The organism is Devosia sp., assembly GCF_014860165.1.
Lineage (GTDB): Bacteria > Pseudomonadota > Alphaproteobacteria > Rhizobiales > Devosiaceae > Devosia.
This window is the reverse complement of the sequence record NZ_JACZKG010000040.1, coordinates 33133-52495: the sequence shown is the minus strand read 5'-3', so window position 1 is coordinate 52495 and position 19363 is coordinate 33133. Positions and strand designations below refer to the sequence as shown.

Sequence of the window (19363 nt, the reverse complement as noted above, 5' to 3'; positions counted from 1 at the left end):
AGCCGGGATCCATCTTGAGATCTCAGGATGGACCCCGGCTCAAGGCCGGGGTGACACCGTGGCTAGGGAGACCTCGAAGGCACCCTCCCCCGTCACGACGGCGCCCGGAGGACAGTGGGGCGCCGCCGCGTCGGGAGGAATTGCCATTCGGGCATAGCCCTCATGGCCTTCTTGCCTCAGATCGCTCCACCGGAGCGACCTGCCCTACGGGGCGGCTCGAAGTCATTCGTAGGTGATGACCTTTTCTTCGCCGAATTCGTCAACCAGGGCATCATGATAGCTCTGGATGACTTCTTCAACGCTGGCGCCATCGAGCAGGTCGGACGTGGCCTGCTGAATGAGGGCCGAGACGGTCTGGTAGCCGGGGATGGTGTCGCGGCCGGTGGTATCGGCGGCAAGCGCGGTGGCCTCGGCGAGGAACGGATCGGCGGTATACTCAGCCGATTCCGAAATATCGGTGCGGACGGCCATGCGGTGATTGGCCAGCGTCCAGGCCTTGAAGTTGCCTTCGTCGAAGATCGAGGTCACCAGCTTGAACGAGGCTTCCGCATCGGCAGCCTTGGCATTGATGCCGATGGCCCAGCCACCCGAAATATTGGTGGTCGCCTTGGTGCCCGGTTCACCCGAGCCCGGCCATGGCGTCCAGCCGACCAGGGCGTCACGCTCTTCGCGTGATGGAGGGGCGTTGCAATCCCACAGGCATGCATCTTCCCAGGAACCCGAGGCCAGGATGCCCAGCTTGTCATCGGCCAGCGCCTGACGCACGGCAGCGCCAATATCGGTGGCGTAGTTGAGATCGGCCGGGTTCAGCTCACGCTCGACATAGACCTGGTGATAGAGATCGAAGACACGGCGCAGGGCCGGGCTGTCGCCGATCCACTGATTGGTCTCGCGGTTGAGCAGGCGGTTGCGATCGCCTTCGGGAACGTCAGCGCCGAGCAGCGCCATATAAACGCCCTGCATGGTGGCGGCTTCGCCCTGCTTGGTGCCCGCCGGCAGCTGGAACGGATACTGCACGCCCGCATCCTTGAGCTTCTGTGCGGCATCGAGCACGTCAGTCCAGCTCTTGGGCTCCCACGGCATGGCAATGCCCGCCTTTTCGAAATTGGACTTGTCGTACCACAGCATGCGGACGTCGGTATCGGTGGGCAGGGCATAGACATTGCCCTGGTAGGACGCCACTTCGAGCAGGCCGGGCAGGTAATACTGATACTGGTCCCAGGCGGCGGCCATGTCGTTGAGCGGGGTCAGGTAGCCGGCAGCGGCCAGCTCGGAGACCATGAAGCTGTCGATGACATTGACATCGGCGGCGGTGCCGGCGCTGAGGTCGAGCGCGATGCGCTGGTCATAGCCCTGGCCGGGCAGCTTGATGGCGTTGACGGTGTCGCCCGTCTCGGTCTTGTAGGCCTCGATGCCCGGCTCGACCAGCGAGGCGATCCATTCGGGATACATAATCGTCACTTCCGCCTGCGCGGGCATCGCGGCGGCGGCCATCAGTGACAATGCGGCCACCGTGGTCAGAAAACCTTGTCTGAGCATCAAGTCCTCCTCTGCTGCTTGAGCCGCCTCTGAATGAGCGGCCTGGCGCCGGAACCCTCATCCGGAACGCGGCCAGAGCAAACCACAACTTATGCAACGTTGCAATTCTGAATCGCATTGCGACAGCAATAATGACGTTTCGACAATTTTGTCGTTATTTGCCAGTGTGTTAATTTTGCGCAATCGTTTCAGGTTGGACCGAACATGCAATGTATCGTTGCAAAATTTGGCCTGTTTGGTTTCGGCGCTTGCCGGTGTAAAAGCGTCTGGGGAAGGCAACACAGCATGAGCAGCAAGTTCACCACAGCAGGCAAGGCACGGGCGCCAGGGAACCAGCGGGTCACCCTGCGCACCATTGCCGATGTGACGGGGCTGAGCCTGTCCACCGTGTCGCTATCGCTGCGCGGCGGGACGACGCTGAAGCAGGAGACGCGCGACAAGGTGGCCGAGGCCGCCAAGGCGCTGGGCTATATCCCGGACCGCGCCGGCGTGCGCCTGCGGACGGGCAAGACCAATGTGATCGCGCTGGTGCTCGATGGCGCCGAGGATTCGATCGATTTCGCGCGGCAGATGATCCAGGGGATCGGCCATGCCATCAAGGGCACGCGCTATCACCTGACGGTCATTCCCGAATTCGAGCGGCACAACTCGGCCGAGACCATCCGCTATATCCTGGACAACCGCACCGCCGATGGCGTGGTCATCACCCATACCAGCCCGCGCGACAAGCGCGTGCAGATGATGATCGATGCCGATTTTCCCTTTGTCAGCCACGGCCGCACGGAATTCTACACGCCGCATCCCTATCACGACTTCCATTCGGAAGCCTTCACCGCCATGGCGGTGGAACGGCTGGCCAGCAAGGGCTGCAAACGGGTGATGCTGGTCATCGGCGATGACAGCACCACCAATTACCACAACATCGTCACGGCCTTTCACAAGGCGGCGGCCCGCGCCGGGATCGAGGCGCGCATCCTCGAGGGCACCAAGGGTATCAGCCCGGCCGATATGCGCAAGATCGGGCTCGATCTCGCCGCCGACCCGATGCGGCCCGATGGCATTATCAGCGACAGCGAAATGCGCACCATCGCCCTGGTGGGCGGCTTGCAGGAGGGGGGCCTCGTGCTGGGGCGGGACCTGCAGCTGGTCTACAAGCAGACCTCGGGCATCCTGCCGACGCTGTTTCCCGCGCTGGACAGCATCCGCGAGGATGTGTTCGCGGCAGGGGGCGAGCTGACCCGCCTGCTGCTCAAACGCATCGAGGGCGCCGATATCGAGAGCCTGCAGACCATGGCCGAGCCGCAGCCGCACTGGCGCAGCTAGGTTTTCGCGATTGGTCCCGCCCGGGACAATCAGGGAGGAGTTGCGATGCGCCTGCTCATCATCGGCACGGGCGGCATGGCCAATAGCCATGCCACCAATTTCTCGGCCATTTACGGCGTGTCGCTGGTGGGCGGCGTCGATGTCGATCCGGGGCGGCTGACGGCCTTCTGCGCCCAGCACCATATCGAGCGGCAATTCGTGTCGCTGGAGGAGGCGCTGGCCTGGGGCGAATTCGACGCGGTGGCCAATGTGACGCCCGACCGGGTGCATTATCCCACCACCATGCAGGCCATTGCCGCAGGCAAGCATGTCTTCTGCGAAAAGCCGCTGGCGACCGATGCCGGCAAGGCGATGGAAATGACCGAGGCCATCGAGCAGGCCGGGCTGGTGGGCATGGTCAACTTCACCTATCGCAACTCGCCGGCGGTGCAGCAGGGGCGCGCGCTGGTGCTGTCAGGGGCCATCGGCGCGGTCAGGCACCTCGAAGCCTCGCATCTGCAGAGCTGGCTGGTGGGCAACCACTGGGGCGACTGGCGGACCGAGCCCAAATTCCTGTGGCGGCTGAGCACCGGGCATGGTTCGGGCGGCGCGCTGGGCGATATCGGCATCCATATCGTGGATTTCGCCTCCTATGGCTCGGGGCTCGACGTGGCGCATGTATTCGGGCGGCTCAAGACCTTCGACAAGGCGCCGCCCGACAACCGCATCTGCGAGTACCAGCTCGACGCCAATGACAGTTTCACCATGAATGTGGACTTCACCTCGGGCGCCATTGGCACCATCCAGGCGACGCGCAGCGCGGCCGGCCAGATGGACCAGCTGCGCCTGCGCATCTATGGGGAAACCGGCTCGGTGGAGATCGTCTATGACACGGGCCAGTCGAGCCTGCGGGCCTGCCTGGGCGAAGACGTGCATAAAGCCACCTGGCGCGAGCTGCCGCTGACGCCCGTCGATACCAACTACCAGCGCTTCGTGGCGGCGGTGCGGGGTGGCGCGACGCTGGAGCCGTCGTTCCGGCGGGCGGCTGATATCCAGAAAGTGCTCGATGCCGCCATTGCCTCCAATGCCAGCGGGCGGGACCAGGGCGTAGCCTGACCGCTAGCCCGGCCGGGTGACGCAGATGGCGAAGCGGTCCTGTGTCAGCCGCTCGAGCGCGCGCCAGAACGGCATCTTGCGGGCCTGGGCCCAGTGGATGGCGCCCAGGCGCCGGTCGACAACCGGATTGACGAAGCCGACTTCCAGCAGGGCCGCCACCACGGCCTCGGCCGGCATCTGGTCGGAAAAATAGACCTGCTCGCGGATCCGGGTGAGCCGCTCGGCCATGCCGGGTGCAAGCCTGGTGTGACCGGGTTGGCCGCCGAACGCCAGGCGCAGGCGCGTCGCCCAGCCCTTGCGGCCCATATTGCCATCGACGATCAGCAGCTTGCCGCCGGGCTTGAGCAGCTCGAACCATTCGCGGAAGGCGGCGGGCGCGTCGACCAGGGTCCAGACGAGATGGCGGTTGGTGATGACGTCATAGCTCTGGCGGGGCTCGGCGGTATTTTCCGCATCACGCATGATGAAGCGGATATCGGCCTTGCGCTTGCGGGCCTTGGCCCGGGCCTGTTCGAGCATGGCCTCGGACCAGTCGGCGCCGGTCACCGCGAAGCCCATGTCGTGCATGAGGTGGGAAATGACCCCGGTGCCGCTGGCCAGATCGAGCGCCGCCCGCCCCTGCCCCTCGCCCAGATGCTTGCGGATCAGCCGGTGCCAGCCGGCCCGCTCAGCCTCCGAAAAAATCTCGTGGCCGACGCTCTCGTCGAAGGTGGCGGCGCGTTCGGACCAGAACTCGCGAATTTCGTCGCGGATAGAATAGTTTGAGCTCGCATCGCTCATCGGGAGACCTAACATATTGGAATTGCTCTAAAAGATAAAACTTGATCTCTGACATCATGTTTTATAGGCGGGAGACGTATCAAGTTTCCAGCGAGACTCAAATGAAAATATCGCGCCTCATGCTGATGCCGGCAGTTGCCGTGCTTGCCGCCCTTTCCCTGCCCGCCTTTGCGCAGGCCTTCACCGTAACCGACGTGGCCGGCCGCGCGGTTTCGTTCGACGCGCCGGTCGAGCGCGCCATCCTGGGCGAAGGGCGCATGATCTATTCGCTGGCCACCATCGAGACGGAGAATCCGTTCGCCCATGTCGTGGGCTGGCGCAACGATCTGTGGACCACCGACGTCAAGTCGTTCGACGCCTATGTCGAAAAATTCCCCGAGGCGGCCGAGCTGCCGTTTTTGGGCAGGCTGACCGATGGCACGCTGCAGGTCGAGACCGTGGTGACGCTGGATCCGGACGTGCTGATCCTTCCTATCGGTGACAAAACGGCTGCCGAAGAAGTCAAGCTCGAGGAGACGCTGGCCGATGTGGGCGTCAAAATCGTCTATGTCGATTTCCGCGAGCACATCATCGACAACACGGTGCCGAGCCTCCACATCCTGGGCCAGCTGTTCGGCAAGCCGGAGCGCGCGGCTGAGGTCGCCGATTTCTGGCAGTCCAAGATGGACGCGATCGCCAAGGTCATCGCCGAGAACGACATCGAGCGCCCCGATGTGTTCATGTATCGCGCGGCGGGCCTGGTGGAATGCTGCGGCACGTTCGGCCCGGACAATTTCGGCCTGATGGTCGAATTGGCCGGCGGCAACAATCTCGGCTCGGACTTCCTGCCCGGCTATACCGGCTCGATCAATCCCGAGCAGGTCATCGCCTCCAACCCCGACGTGATCGTGGTGACCGGTTCGGACTGGACCAATTCGCCCAATGCGACGGATTTCGTCAGCGTCGGCCCCGGCACGGCCGGTAATGCCGAAGCCAGCCGCGCCATGCTGGCCAAGCTGGTGGACGCTCCGGCCTTTACCGGCTCGACCGCGGTGGCCGAAGGCAATGTGCATGCCATCTGGCACCAGTTCTATACCAGCCCCTACCAGTTCGTGGCGATCCAGGAGATGGCCAAGTGGTTCCATCCGGAGCTGTTTGCCGATGTGGATGCCGGCGCGACCTTCAAGGAATTCTACGACCGGTTCCTGCCGATCGACTATGAGCCGGGTGCCTGGCTGTCGCTCAAGGCGGGCGAGTAAACCATGGCCGTCGCCGATATCACCGACATGACGGAAGCGGCGGCACAGGGGCGCGGTGAATACCGCGCCCGCACCCGACGCAAGATCGCGATCCTGGTCGGGCTGAGCCTGGCGCTCTGCCTGTCGTTTGCGGTGGACCTGGCCTGGGGACCGGCACGCTATGGCCTCGACCAGGTCGTGCTGGCGCTGTTCCACCCCGATGCGGTATCGGCGCAGGTGCGCACCGTGGTGTGGGACATCCGCATGCCCGTGGCGGTCATGGCCATCGTGGTGGGCGCGGCCCTGTCGGTGGCCGGCGCCCAGATGCAGACCATTCTCGCCAATCCGCTGGCGAGCCCCTTTACCCTGGGCATTTCAGCCGCCGCCAGCTTCGGCGCGGCTTTGGGCATCGTCACCACGGTGCCGCTGCTGCCGGTGGCTGCCGGACTGATCGTGCCGGTCAATGCCTTCATCATGGCGCTGGCGGCGACGCTCTTCATCCACTTCGTCTCGCAGGCGCGTGGCGTCACGGTGCAGACCGTCGTGCTGCTGGGCATAGCGCTGGTCTTCACCTTCAATGCGCTGCTCGCCTTCGTGCAATATCTCGCGTCCGAACAGGCGCTGTCACAGGTGGTGTTCTGGACCATGGGGAGCCTCACCAAGGCGACCTGGCCCAAGATCTGGATCACGCTGGTGGTGCTGCTGGTGGCGCTGCCGCTGTTTGCGCGCAATGCCTGGGCGCTGACGGCGATCCGCCTGGGCGAGGACAAGGCGGCCAGCTTTGGCGTCAATGTTCGCTATGTCAGGCTCGAAACCATGCTGATCATTTCGCTGCTGGCCTCGGTGCCGGTCAGCTTTGTCGGCACGATCGGCTTTGTGGGCCTGGTGGGGCCGCATATTGCCCGCATGATCCTGGGCGAGGACCAGCGCTTCTTCCTGCCCGGCTCGGTGCTGGCGGGGGCGCTGCTGCTGTCGGTGACCTCGATCGTCTCCAAATCGATCATTCCGGGCGTGGTCTTTCCCATCGGCATCATCACCGCGCTGGTCGGCGTGCCCTTCTTCATTTCGCTCATTCTCTCCAATGTGAGGCGGTCATGGTAGCTCTCGAGCTGGACGGCGTCGGCGCGCGCTATGGCAAGCGGCTGGTGGTATCGGAGGTGTCGACGCCGACAATCACGGCAGGCGAGATCGTCGCAGTGATCGGCCCCAATGCGGCCGGCAAGTCGACGCTGTTCAAGCGCGTGGCCGGCCTGCTCAGCGGCCCCGGCGAGGTTCGCCTCAGCCAATCGAGCAAGGGTAAGAACTCGATCAGCTACATGCCGCAGGACACCTCGGCCAATGCCGTGCTGACGGTCTATGAATCGATCCTCCTGGCCCGCAAGCAGGGCAGCGCCTGGTCGGTGGCCGATGACGACCTCACGCTGATCGACCATGTCATGACCGCCCTCAACATCACCGAGATCGCCTTTCGCGACCTGGGCGCCCTGAGCGGCGGGCAGCGGCAGCTGGTATCGGTGGCGCAGACGCTGGTGCGCGAACCCGACATCATGCTGATGGACGAGCCGACCAGTGCGCTCGACCTGCACCGGCAGGTGGAGGTGCTCAGCTTCATGCAGGCGCAGGCGCGCCAGAAGGGCATGATCGTCTTGATCGCCATCCACGATCTCAACCAGGCCCTGCGCTTTGCCGACAAGGTGCTGCTGATCGCCGACGGCAAGATGCGCGCCTGCGGCGATCCGCTCGACGTGATCAATCCGGCCATGCTGCGCGACATCTATGGCGTCGATGCCCGCATCGAGAAATGCTCGCGGCAGTTCGACCACGTCATCGTCGATGGCGTGGCTGCCTAGCGGTCATTCCCACAAAGGGTCGTTCGGCCTTTGAAAGGGCGAGGCGCCGTCGACGGGTGGCGCTATCTGGCCTCATGCAGGATGCGGGCAGCCGACTTGGTGAAGACAAACTCGGCGGCGCGAATTTGCCCCGCCAGCAGGTCCAGCCTTCGCTCCAGACTCCTGCGGTAAAGGTCGGTGGTTTCGCGCTCAACCCGATCCAGGAGCCACGGGCGGAAGCCAAGCAGATTGGTGGCAGCCGAACCGTGGGCCATGGTCACCAGGTTTCGGGCGAGGAGCGAAAGAGCATTATGATCCTGCGGCAGCAGGAAAAGTTCCTGCAGGGCCCGGCTCACCGCCATCCAGTTACCAGCGGCGACGTGGTGCATGACATTGCCATAGTGGCCGTGGCCCTTGATTTCAGACACCAGCCATTCCGCCAAGGCGTGAAGAAGCGTCGCACTGCCGTCCTCATGCAACAGGCCCCCGGTTCTGACGGCGATTATTGACGAATGTTCCATGGCGATCCCCTGATGGTCACCCCTGTTACCCGGGATCCCGATGTCGTTCGTTGCGACCGCGCAAGGATGCGCGACCACGCAGCCGGGCCAGACGCTTAAGATCCGCGCCGAGGGTAATTCGGTGCATCTGTTCGACGCCGAGTCGGGCAGGCGCATCGCGACCCAGGCGATCTCGGCGCCATCATGAACTGTGTTGGAAGGTCCGCCTTCGCTGCGCTCCTGCCGGAAGCGGTCGTTCCGCAAACGGCTCCAACTTGCCAGTCGGCAAGGCGCCCCATATCGGCCATTCAGACCGCGTCTCCGATTTCCCAAAAGCAGCCGTTCCGCTCACGTCGAGGCAATGGCGAAAACGGGGCGGAAAGGCGACAGGCAGCTTTTGGAATCGCTGCGGCCAGCTGGTTAGCCCAGCCGCCACCCACTAGGAGCTGCCGAGCTGTGATCCTGGCGCTGTCTTTGGCTGCCAGAAACAAGGCCATCCGCGCCACGTCGTGCGGATAGACACGCCTGTCAGCGCTTAGCTGTCGTTGATCGGCTGCTCCGCTGACAGGCTATCCAGTGGGTGAGTGGACGTTCCATCATCACCCGGCCCGACACCAGTGTGTCATGCGGATGTCGTGCTTGCCCAGCGCGCTTGCCGTGGATCGCGTGAGCCCGTGAGACCTGAGGCAAACCTAGATCTGGATTGGCCGTCGGATCCTGCGGCTAGCCTCCGTGGTTGATCATCACGTGCCGGACCGCCGTGTAATCCTCGAGCGCGTAGGACGACAGGTCCTTGCCGTAGCCGGACTGTTTCAGCCCACCGTGCGGCATCTCGTTGACCAGCATGAAATGGGTGTTGATCCAGGTGCAGCCATAGCGCAGGCGCGCCGCGGTCTGCATGGCCTTGCTGACGTCGCGGGTCCACACCGATGAAGCAAGGCCATAGTCGCTGTCATTGGCCCAGGTGATGGCGTCTTCGGGGTCCTTGAAGCGGGTGATGGAGACGACAGGGCCGAATACTTCCCTGCGGACGATCTCGTCCTCCTGCATGGCCCCGGCAATGACGGTGGGCTGGAAGAAATAGCCGCGCTCACTGGCCGGTTTGCCACCGGTAGTGATCGAGATATGCGGAAGTTCGGCGGCCCGCTCGACAAAACTCGCAACCCGGTCGCGCTGGCGCCGGGAGATCAGCGGCCCGATTTCGTTCAGGGTATCGTCGGGATCGTTGAGCTTGATGGTGGACACGGCCGAGCTGAGGTCGGCGACCAGCTTGTCGTAGATCTTGTCGCCGGCATAGATGCGGCAGGCGGCGGTGCAATCCTGCCCGGCATTGTAGAAGCCGAAGGCGCGGAGGCCGTTGACCACCGATTCCAGATCGACATCGTCATAGACGATGACAGGCGCCTTGCCGCCCAGTTCGAGATGGGTGCGCTTGACCGACTTGGCGGCGGCCTGCAGCACCTTCTTGCCGGTGGCCACGTCGCCGGTGATGGAGATCATGTCGATCCCCGGATGGTTGATCAGCGCATTACCCACCGTATCGCCGCGCCCGAGCACGACATTGACCACACCTTCGGGCAGGATGTCGGCCATGACACGCGCCAGCTTGAGCGCGCTGAGCGGCGTCTGTTCGGAAGGCTTGAACACCACTGTATTGCCTCCGGCAACGGCGGGTGCCAGCTTCCAGGCCATCATCATCAGCGGATAGTTCCATGGCGCGATCGAGCCGATGACGCCGACGGCGTCGCGGCGGATCATCGAGGTGTGACCGGGCAGGTATTCGCCCGAGACCGTGCCGGTCATGTTGCGCACGGCACCTGCGAAGAAGCGGTAGCAATCGACGACGGCGGGGATTTCGTCGTTGATCACGGCATTGATCGGCTTGCCGCAATTGAGCGCCTCGAGCGCCGCGAAGGCGGGGGCATCGCGTTCGATGGCGTCGGCAATGCGCAACAGGCAGCTCGAGCGCTGCCCCGGCGTGGCGCGTGACCACCCTGTGAAGGCCGCCTTGGCCGCCGCCACAGCCGCATCGATCTGGCTCAGGGAGGCTTCCGGCAACTTGACGATTTCGCTGCCCGTCTTGGGATTGAGGATGATCTCTTCGGTTTCCGTGCCGGATACGAAGTCCGAGCCGATCAGCATCTGCGTGTCCAAGATGTCCTCCTTAGTTCATTTGCCGCTGCCGGCGATCTGGTCGCCGTCGCGGGTCAGGTAAAAGGCCAAGAGAATGGGGATGGTCGTGACCAGCACCACGATGAGCGCCACGACATTGGTGACCGGCCGCTGGCGTGGCCGCACCAGTTCTTCGAGCATCCAGATCGGCAGCGTCTGCTGCTGGCCGGCGGTGAAGGTGGTGACGATGACCTCGTCGAAGCTCAGCGCGAAAGCCAGCATGCCGCCGGCCAGCAAGGCCGTGCCGATATTGGGCAGGATGACATGGCGGAACGTCTGGAACTGGTCGGCGCCGAGATCCATGGAGGCCTCGATCAGCGAGCCCGAGGTACGTCGGAAGCGGGCGACGGCATTGTTGTAGACCGTAACCACGCAGAACGTGGCGTGGCCGACCACGATGGTCCAGAACGAGAAGGGTATGTCGGTCATGCCAAAGGCCGAGCGCAGGGCGAGCCCGGTGATGATGCCCGGCAGGGCGATGGGCAGGATGACCAGCAGCGAGATGACCTCGCGACCGAAGAACCTGCTGCCCGAAACGGCAGCGGCGCAGAGCGTGCCGAGGATGAGGGCGATGATGGTCGACACCGTCGCCACCTGCACGGACAGGGTCAGCGCCTCCCAGACATCGGCCCGGCCCCAGGTGACGGCAAACCAGTTGAGCGTCAGGCCCGGCGGCGGCCACTGATAGGTGCGTTCCTCGGTGGTGAAGGCATAGACGAAGATCAGCAGCAGCGGCGCGATCATGAAGACCAGGCCCGCCCCGGCGGCGAGCTTCAGACCCCAGGGGGCGCGCGGAGTGTCAGAGTGCATCGAAGGCCCCCTTGCGCTGCGCCATCCACAAATAGAGCCCCATGATGACGATGGGCACGACCGAGAAGGCCGCCGCCAGCGGAATATTCCCGGCGGTGCCCTGATGGGCATAGACCGCCTGCCCGATGAACAGCCGCGAACTGCCGATGATCTGGGGAATGATGTAATCGCCCAGCGTCAGCGAGAAGGTGAAGATCGAGCCGGCGATAATGCCGGGGAGGGCCAGCGGGAAAGTGACATGGCGGAACGTCTGCCAGGGGGTGGCACCGAGATCGGACGAGGCGTCGGTCAGGTTCACCGGCACCCGCTCAAGGGCTGCCTGGGTCGGCAGGATCATGAAGGGCATCCAGACATAGACGAAGACCAGGAACGTGCCGGTATAACTGATGGACAGCGACCCGCCGCCCACCACCGGCAGGCCGAGATAGGCCTCCAGCAGACCGGTCAGATGCAGCTGCGCGAACAGCCAGTTGAGGATGCCCTCCTTGGCGAGGATCAGTTTCCAGGCATAGATCTTGACCAGATAGCTGGACCAGAGCGGCAGCATGACCGCGAGATAGAACATGGCCTTCCATTTGCCGCGGGCATAACGCGCCGCCATATAGGCGATGGGGAAGGCGATGATGGCGGAGGCCAGCGTCACGGTGGTCGCCATCAGCACGGTGCGGATGATGATGTCGAGATTGGCCGGGTTGAACAGCTCGCGATAGGTCTTGAGCGTCAGCACGTCGTAATCGACCAGACCGGTGAATTCGTCGATGGCGTAGAAGCTCTGCAGCAGCAGCGCCAGCAGCGCGCCGACATAGATCACGCCGAGCCAGAGCAGTGGCGGCGCCAGCAGCAGCAAGACCAGCAGCTTGGGGCGGCGCCAGAACAGGTCTGACAGCGCAGTGAGCGCGCCATGCCTCTGCTCGGTGAAGGCGTCGTCTGTGGTGCTCATGGTGTGTCCGCCAGCCGATGCAGAGCGGATGGATCGAAGGACACGGCCACCTGCTCCCCCTCCTCCGGCATGGCCGGGCCAGACGGCATCACCGCATGGATGCGCTGCCCGGCGATATCGACAGTCAGGCGCGTGGTGGCGCCGAGATAGCTGCGGGACACGACCATGCCAATGAGGTTGGCCCCTGCCCCGGCGGTGACGGTCACGGCCTCGGGCCGCAGGCTTGCCCAGCCTGGCTTGCCGGTGAGCGTGCCGACGAAGTCCGGCGGCAGCACATTGGAGGAGCCCACGAAATCGGCGACGAAGCGTGAGGCAGGGGTGAGATAGATCTCCTCGGGCGTGCCTACCTGCATGATCCTCCCCAGATTGAACACGGCGATGCGGTCGGCCATCGACATGGCCTCGCCCTGGTCGTGGGTGACGAAGATGAAGGTGATGCCCAGCCGCTTCTGCAGGCTCTTGAGCTCCTCCTGCATCTGTTCGCGGAGCTTCAAATCGAGCGCGCCGAGCGGCTCGTCGAGTAGCAGTACCTTGGGCCGGTTGACCAGCGCCCTTGCCAGCGCCACGCGCTGCCGCTGCCCACCAGAAAGCTGGCCCGGCCGGCGCGCGCCATAGCCGGACAGTTTGACCATCTCGAGCGCCGCCTCCGCCTGGCGGTAGCGCTCGGAGCGCTCCACTTTCCGCAGCATCAGCGAATAGGCGACGTTGTCGATGACGTTGAGATGGGGGAACAGCGCATAATCCTGGAACACCGTGTTCACGTTGCGCTTGTAGGGCGGCACGGTTTCGGCGCGCTCGCCGAAGATGGCGAGTTCGCCCGAGCTTGGTTGCTCGAAGCCGGCAATGACGCGCAGGCAGGTGGTCTTGCCCGAGCCGGACGGGCCCAGCATGGCGAAGAACTCCCCCTCGACGATGTCGAGGTCGATCGCGTCTAGCGCCAGGACATCGCCGAAGCGCCGGGTGATGGCCTTGAGGGATACGGCGGTGGTCAACTCGCCCTCCGCCAATCGTTACTGCTTGTCACTTCGGTCCCCGCTCTAGCCACGTGCACCGCACGGCACCTCCCCCTCGATGGGGGAGGTTGGGAGGGGGTGATGGGAGCCCCGATATCGCGGCTCTCAACCCCCACCCTTGATCCCTCCCACAAGGGGAGGTGTCGACTGAATCGTCGGGATCGGCGAACGCGTCTACCGACCGCCAATCACTCCGACATAATCGGACACCCAGCGATAGTAGGGCACGCATTCGCCGGTTGAACACTGCGCGGTCGGGGTGCGCCAGAACTTGATCTTGTCGAAGTTCTCGTAGCCGTTGGTGGCGCAGCCGGCGTCGCCGAGCAGTTCATTGCCGGTGCAGGCGGCAGGGACCGACGGCACGGTGCCGAACCAGGCGGAGACGTCGCCCTGCACCTTGGGCGAAAGTGAATGCTCCATCCACATATAGGCGCAGTTGGGATTGGGGCTGTCGACATGCAGCATGGTGGTGTCGGCCCAGCCGGTAATGCCTTCCTCGGGGAAGGTGGATGCGACCGGCGCGCCGCCAGCCTTGAGCACGTTCACCTGGAACGGCCAGGAGCTGGACGCGACCACGCCTTCATTGGTGAAATCGTCCATCTGGATAAAGGCATCGTGCCAGTAGCGGCCGACCAGAGTGCGTTGCACGCGCAGCAGGTCGAGCGCGGCCTTGTATTGGTCTTCATTGAGTTCGTAGGGGTCGGTGATGCCAAGCTCGGGCTGGTGCTTCATCAGGTAGAGCGCAGCGTCGGCCACATAGATGGGGCCGTCATAGGCCTGCACGCGACCCTTGTTGGACTGGCCATCGGGCAGCGTCATTTCCTCGAACACCACGTTCCAGCTGGTGGGCGGTGTGTCGCCGAAGACTTCGGTATTATACATCAGCACGTTGGCGCCCCACACATAGGGGGTGCCGTAATGGACGCCGTCCACGGTATGCCAGGGAGCGTTCTGCAGGCGCTCGTCGATAGTGGACCAACTCGGGATCAGCGCCGTGTTGATCGGTTGCACCCGGTCGCCGGCGATGAGACGCAGCGAGGCGTCGCCCGAGGCGGTGACAAGGTCAAAGCCACCCTCGTTCATCAGCGCGACCATTTCGTCGGAGGTGGCGGCCGTCTTGACCGAGACCTTGCAGCCGGTGTCGGCCTCAAAGCTGGTCACCCAGTCATAAGCCGGGTCGGTCTCGCCGCGCTCGATATAGCCCGCCCAGGCCACGATGCTGACCTGGCCCTCGCCTGCGCCAAGGGCCTGCAGCATTTCCTGCGCCATGACCTGCCCGGAAAACAGCACGGCAATCGAGAGCGCGGTACCTGTCCTCAGTATCGATTTCATCGAAGTCTCCCTGTTCCTGAACGTCTCCGACCGCCCTTTCAGGCTGGTCGCGCTCGGGAGCGGGCGCGGAGCGCTAGGCTCCCTTGAAACAGAGCTTATGACCCCCGTTAAGTTTCGCAAACGCATTGTTGAGAATGGTTGTATCGGAAAAACCGATACCACATCAGCTTTTATGGCGCGGATGGTGGGCCTGGGCCATGGCGATGAAGTCGCGGGCGGCGCGCGGCAGTTCCGAACCACGCCGCCAGACCATGCCGACCTGCACCACCGGCAGCACGCCGGCAACGTCGCGGCTCTCGATGCGGTCGCCCTCCAGCGACCAGGGGCGATAGATGAGATCGGGCAGGATGGCGAGCCCGGCGCCGGTGGCCACGAGACTGCGCACCGCCTCGACCGAGCGGGTGCGGAAGGCCACATGCGGCCGGGCCCCAAGTGCTGACAGCAGCTTGCCGGTATTTTCCTCGGTCTCGTCCACCGTCAGCATGATCAGTGGTTCCTGGGCGATGTCGCCGATTTCGATGATCTCTGCGCCGGCCAGGCGATGGCCCAGTGGCAGCCACAGCCGATAGGGCGACGTCTCGAAGATTTCGGCCTGCAGGGCAACCCGGTCACGCATGTTGGAAATGACCATGACGGCGACGTCGAGTTCGCCGCCGATCAGCAGATGTTCGAGATAATCGCCATTGTCCTCGATTGCGGTGACCTGCACGGAGGGTTGCGCTCTACGATAGCGGGCCAGCAGGTCTGACAGGATATAGCCCGCCACCAGCGAGGTCACACCCAGTTGCAGCGTCCCGCCTCCAGGCTGCGCCTCCTCGCCGAAACTGCGACGGGCGTCAGACACATCACCCAGGATACGTGCGGCGTGACGATAGAACTGATGGCCGCGATTGGTGATCAGCAGGCCACGTCGGTGCCGCTCGAACAGGGCGACCCCCAAATCTTCTTCGAGGTCCTTGATAGCGTCCGTCACCGCCGATTGGGATACGGAAATCGTATGGGCTGCGCCCGAAACCGTCCCGGCCTCGCAAGCGGCCACGAAGTACTGAAGCTGGCGCAAGGTAAAAGCCAAGCCGAATGCCTTACTAGCTGAGACCACAACAATTGACCGGGCGTGTTGCCAAAGCAAGTGCCGCCTCTGCCGCCTGACCAAGCTTTCCTCGAAATGTTCCAAGCGAGGAGCAGCTGAGCGTGGCCACCACTATCAACACTGACCGGCGCGCAGGCGATGCGACAGACCGCTTCTTGGTTCATCCCCGTAGGTGGTCGGGGCGCTATGCTCCCGTCGGCTTCTACTGCCGGGTCCGGCGTCAAGGTACCAGCCAGTATAAAGGTGCGCACAAGGAACGCGCTCCCACCAGAAGATGACTGGTCACCGTCGCCTTAGGCGTTCCCGTTCACTCTCCGGGCCTGCTCGGTCGACCGCTCCTCAAACTTGAGCCCCCGGGCCATCTCCGTTTCGAACCACCGCCGCACGACCTGCATCATCCTGTTCGAGCGATCTTCTCGCCAGGCAAGGAACCAGTGGCCGGATCGCGTGACCATGCCGAGGGGAGCCACGAGGCGGTTCTGTTCGAGCGCGTCCCACACGGCTGGCCCTGGCCCGATGGCGACGCCCTGTCCGGCTTCGGCGGCCTGGACGCTGAAGGAGAGACTGTCATACCAAACGCTTTCCCGCGCAGGCAAAACCACGCCCCCCTCGCGGGCCCAATTGGTCCACATGTCGGGCGGCCAGCGAATGTCGAGGCGCGGAAGGCTCCACATGGCCTCCGCGTCGCTGCGCCGACCCAGCGCGATCATCGGGCTGAGCACCGGTCCGAAGGTTTCCGGCGCCACCGGCGCCACCACCATGCCCGGAATGTCGAGCAGCTTGCCGACGCCGATATAGAGATCGATGGAGCGGTCGGCGGGGTTGATTTCCCGGGTCCAGGTGGTGATCCGCACCGAGACGCCACCCAGCGCCTTTTCGAGGCTTTGTAGGCGCGGTACCAGCCAACGCAGCAGGAACGTGTCCGGCGCGGTCAGCATGATGGTGGATTGATCATGTAGCGCTTTGAGATGCTCGGTGCCGCGATTGATCGAGGCCAGGGCCTCGGTCACCGTCGCGGCAAACGTGGCGGCCGCCGGCGTCAGCCGCAGCGAGCGATTGCCGCGCTCGAACAGTGGCACGCCCAGCTCATCCTCGAGATTTTTGATATGCCGACTGACGGCACCATCCGACACGCGTAGTTCCTGGGCTGCACGATGAATGCTGCCCAGGCGGGCCGCGACTTCGAAGGCACGCATGGCATTGAGCAGGTGCAGCATGATCTTGCCTCAGGAAAAGTCAATCGAAGGGTAAAATAGTCTGCTGTTGCCAATCTGTCATCTGCCCTAGCGTCTAGGCAGTTTCAAAGGGAAAACGGGGCGAATTCCGGCGCCACCAGACGCCCCGAGTTTGCCTCAGTAAAACTAGGTCATGGAAGAGTTTGCCGACTTGAGCGCCATTCACCGTATCATTATCGACTGCGACCCCGGCCATGACGACATGGCCGCCATCCTGCTCGCTGCCTTCCATCCTTCGATTGAGATCGAGGCGATAACCGCGGTCTGCGGCAATGCTCCGCTTGTTCACACGGCCGACAATGCCCTGCGCATCGTCGATGCTTTCGGGCTGGACGTCCCTGTCTATGCGGGCGCCGAAGCGCCGCTGCTGCATCGATATGCCTTTCCTGCTGAATTCCACGGCCCGAGCGGGCTCGACAGCGCCGGCCAAGGCTTGCCGCCGGCCCGCAGCCAGTTGCAGACCCAGCATGCCGTCGACGCGATCATCGAGCGCGTCGAGGCGGCGCCGGGCGAGATCACTCTCGTCGTCATCGGCCCGATGACCAACATCGCCCTGGCGCTCGCCCTTCGGCCCAGTCTCGCGCAAAAGATCAAGCAGGTCGTGTTCATGGGTGGCTCGGCCACCGAGGGCAATGTGACCCCGGCGGCAGAATTTAACATCTGGGCCGATGCCGAGGCCGCGCGCATGGTGTTCCGCTCCGGCGTCAAGCTCGTGATGTTCGGGCTCAATGCCACCCACCAGACACTGATGCGTCGCGAGGATGTCGCCCGGATCCGCCAGGCCCATAAGGGCAGCAATCCGGTCGCCGACATCATGGATTTCTATTGCGGCACCTATTACCGCTTCGCCGGAGCTGACAAGCCGGGTGCTCCGGTGCACGATCCCTGCGCCATTGCCTGGCTCATCGATCCCACCATATTCGACCTTGTCGAACGACCGGCCGAAGTGCTGGTCGGCGCTGATGGCGGGTATGGTCAGACCCTGATCGACATGCGGCCGCAGGACCCGTCCCACGACGCGCGGATCCGCAATGTCGCGGTGGCCATCAAGGCCGATCCGAACCGTTTCGCCGACTTGGTCACCCAGGCATTGGTCTGGGCTGCCGGCCGAATTTCCGCAAACTCATAAGGGGTGCCTAGGATGAAGATTACTCAATTCGCCATCGCTGCCGGTCTTGCGGCCGGCCTTCTCGCCGGCACCGCGCTGGCCCAGGAAAAGACGCTCACCATGATCGTCATCGAGGGTGGCGACACCACCGCGATGCAGGCCGTGGTCGACGCCTACAAGGCCGAGCATCCGGATGTCGCCATCAATCTCCAGCCCTATCCGTTCGCGCAGTTCTTCCAGGTTGCCGAATTGCGCCTGCGTTCGGCCGAAACCGGGATCGATCTCGTCTATGTCGATGCCCCGCTACTCGCGAGCTACGCTTCGCGTGGCTTCCTGTCGCCGATCGATGCAGCCATCGACACCTCCGCGCTCGTTCCCGCCGCCCTCGATGCCGGCCGGTATGAGGGCACCCAGTTTGCCCTGCCGATCAACAATTCGGCGCAGGTGCTCTACTTCAACAAGGCCCTGTTCGAAGCCGCCGGGATCACCCCGCCGGCCGGCCTCACCGAGGGCGAGACGGCAAGCCAGGTCGAGGTGGACACCCTGGCCTCAAGCGAACGCTGGACATGGGAACAGGTCGCTGAAGCCGCCCGTGCGCTGACTGTTTTCGAAGGCGGCCGCACCACCACCTATGGCTTTACCGTCGAACAGTTCGGCGAACTCTATCAGTTGCAGCCTTTCGGCGAATCCCTGGGCAGCCCGGTGATCGGCCCCGATGGCTATACCGCAGCGGGATATCTCGATAGCGAGGCCTGGACCAAGGGCGCGACCTTCTGGGGCAATCTCTACAATGAATGGGCGGTGAGCCCGAAGAGCCTGGGTTATGGCGAAGCCGCATCCCTGTTCGGCAATGGCCAACTCGCCATGTTTGCTGGCGGCACCTGGAACCTGCCGATCCTGTCGGCCACCGATGTCGACTTTGGCGTGGCGCCCTACCCCTATTTCGAGGGCGGCTCGGTCGTCACCCCCACCGGCTCCTGGTATGTCGGCGTCAATGCCGCCTCGGCCAACCAGGCCGAAGCCATGGCTTTTGCCAGCTACCTGACCACCAGCGACGCCGGCACCAAGGTGTGGTTCGACAGCCTCCAGCAATTGCCGACCTATACGCCGCTGCTCGACACCATCAGCACCTCGGCCGATTATGACGCCTTCCCGCAGAACGTCTTCCGCCTTGGCGTTTATGACTCGCTCAATACCGCCAAGGCTCGCCCAGTGACCGCCGCCTATGGCCAGTTGCAGGACGCCTTCCGCACCGCCTTTGTCGACATCGCCAATGGCGTGCCGGTTGCCGATGCGCTGGCCAGCGCCGTACAGAAGTTCGAAGCTGCCGCGTCCCGCGTCGCGCAGTAAACGATAGAGGGCGTCCGGTCTCCCGCGGAC

General features: G+C 63.9%; 17 protein-coding genes. 7 read left to right on the top strand and 10 right to left on the bottom strand.

Annotation, left to right across the window (positions count from 1 at the left end):
* Window positions 1-222: 222 nt before the first annotated feature.
* Window positions 223-1539: an extracellular solute-binding protein gene (locus tag IH615_RS09330; protein ID WP_291361596.1), complete on the bottom strand. Its 1317-nt coding sequence runs from the start codon at window positions 1537-1539 to the stop codon at window positions 223-225.
* Between the two features lie 285 nt (window positions 1540-1824).
* On the opposite strand from IH615_RS09330, the gene IH615_RS09325 reads away from it, so the two are divergent.
* Both IH615_RS09325 and IH615_RS09320 read left to right on the top strand, forming a co-directional pair.
* The gene (locus IH615_RS09325) at window positions 1825-2862 is read left to right on the top strand and encodes a LacI family transcriptional regulator (RefSeq protein WP_291361595.1); all 1038 of its coding nucleotides are present in this window, start codon (window positions 1825-1827) and stop codon (window positions 2860-2862) included.
* A 45-nt stretch (window positions 2863-2907) separates the two neighbouring features.
* Complete coding sequence (locus IH615_RS09320; protein WP_291361594.1) at window positions 2908-3957, top strand: Gfo/Idh/MocA family oxidoreductase; 1050 nt, start codon at window positions 2908-2910, stop codon at window positions 3955-3957.
* Window positions 3958-3960: 3 nt separating this feature from the next.
* Here IH615_RS09320 and IH615_RS09315 read toward each other — a convergent pair whose 3' ends face one another.
* Window positions 3961-4737 carry a class I SAM-dependent methyltransferase gene (locus IH615_RS09315; RefSeq protein WP_291361593.1) on the bottom strand — a complete coding sequence of 259 codons (777 nt, stop codon included), beginning with the start codon at window positions 4735-4737 and terminating at the stop codon, window positions 3961-3963.
* 101 nt (window positions 4738-4838) lie between these two features.
* Here IH615_RS09315 and IH615_RS09310 point away from each other — a divergent pair, with 101 nt between their 5' ends.
* From IH615_RS09310 to IH615_RS09300, 3 genes are read left to right on the top strand one after another with little or no spacing between them, the layout of a single operon-like run.
* Window positions 4839-5975, top strand: a complete 1137-nt coding sequence (locus tag IH615_RS09310; RefSeq protein WP_291361592.1) for an ABC transporter substrate-binding protein — start codon at window positions 4839-4841, stop codon at window positions 5973-5975.
* A 3-nt stretch (window positions 5976-5978) separates the two neighbouring features.
* The gene (locus IH615_RS09305; protein WP_291361591.1) at window positions 5979-7055 is read left to right on the top strand and encodes an iron ABC transporter permease; all 1077 of its coding nucleotides are present in this window, start codon (window positions 5979-5981) and stop codon (window positions 7053-7055) included.
* Window positions 7049-7804, top strand: a complete 756-nt coding sequence (locus IH615_RS09300) for an ABC transporter ATP-binding protein (RefSeq protein WP_291361590.1) — start codon at window positions 7049-7051, stop codon at window positions 7802-7804. The genes IH615_RS09305 and IH615_RS09300 overlap by 7 nt, the downstream gene beginning before the upstream one ends.
* Window positions 7805-7866: 62 nt before the next feature.
* Here the strand turns inward: IH615_RS09300 and IH615_RS09295 are convergent, their stop codons facing one another.
* From IH615_RS09295 to IH615_RS09260, 8 genes are all read right to left on the bottom strand, one after another.
* Entirely contained in the window at window positions 7867-8547 is a 681-nt protein-coding gene (locus IH615_RS09295; protein WP_291361589.1) for a hypothetical protein, read from the bottom strand.
* 459 nt (window positions 8548-9006) lie between these two features.
* Complete coding sequence (locus tag IH615_RS09290) at window positions 9007-10437, bottom strand: gamma-aminobutyraldehyde dehydrogenase (RefSeq protein ID WP_291361588.1); 1431 nt, start codon at window positions 10435-10437, stop codon at window positions 9007-9009.
* A 15-nt stretch (window positions 10438-10452) separates the two neighbouring features.
* On the bottom strand, window positions 10453-11265 hold the full coding sequence (locus IH615_RS09285) for an ABC transporter permease (RefSeq protein WP_291361587.1): 813 nt from the start codon (window positions 11263-11265) through the stop codon (window positions 10453-10455).
* Window positions 11255-12205, bottom strand: a complete 951-nt coding sequence (locus IH615_RS09280; protein WP_291361586.1) for an ABC transporter permease — start codon at window positions 12203-12205, stop codon at window positions 11255-11257. The genes IH615_RS09285 and IH615_RS09280 overlap by 11 nt, the downstream gene beginning before the upstream one ends.
* Complete coding sequence (locus tag IH615_RS09275) at window positions 12202-13197, bottom strand: ABC transporter ATP-binding protein (protein WP_291361585.1); 996 nt, start codon at window positions 13195-13197, stop codon at window positions 12202-12204. Before IH615_RS09275 ends, IH615_RS09280 begins: the two co-directional genes overlap by 4 nt.
* A 195-nt stretch (window positions 13198-13392) precedes the next feature.
* Window positions 13393-14550: an ABC transporter substrate-binding protein gene (locus IH615_RS09270; protein WP_291361584.1), complete on the bottom strand. Its 1158-nt coding sequence runs from the start codon at window positions 14548-14550 to the stop codon at window positions 13393-13395.
* A gap of 163 nt (window positions 14551-14713) precedes the next feature.
* Window positions 14714-15622 carry a LysR substrate-binding domain-containing protein gene (locus tag IH615_RS09265; RefSeq protein WP_291361583.1) on the bottom strand — a complete coding sequence of 303 codons (909 nt, stop codon included), beginning with the start codon at window positions 15620-15622 and terminating at the stop codon, window positions 14714-14716.
* Window positions 15623-15933: 311 nt separating this feature from the next.
* A complete protein-coding gene (locus tag IH615_RS09260; RefSeq protein WP_291361582.1) occupies window positions 15934-16857 on the bottom strand; it encodes a LysR family transcriptional regulator in 924 nt (307 codons plus the stop codon).
* A 169-nt stretch (window positions 16858-17026) separates the two neighbouring features.
* On the opposite strand from IH615_RS09260, the gene IH615_RS09255 reads away from it, so the two are divergent.
* Window positions 17027-18004 (top strand): nucleoside hydrolase, encoded by a 978-nt coding sequence (locus IH615_RS09255; RefSeq protein ID WP_291361581.1) that lies wholly within the window; start codon window positions 17027-17029, stop codon window positions 18002-18004.
* A 12-nt stretch (window positions 18005-18016) separates the two neighbouring features.
* Entirely contained in the window at window positions 18017-19333 is a 1317-nt protein-coding gene (locus IH615_RS09250) for a sugar ABC transporter substrate-binding protein (protein ID WP_291361580.1), read from the top strand.
* Window positions 19334-19363: the final 30 nt, after the last annotated feature.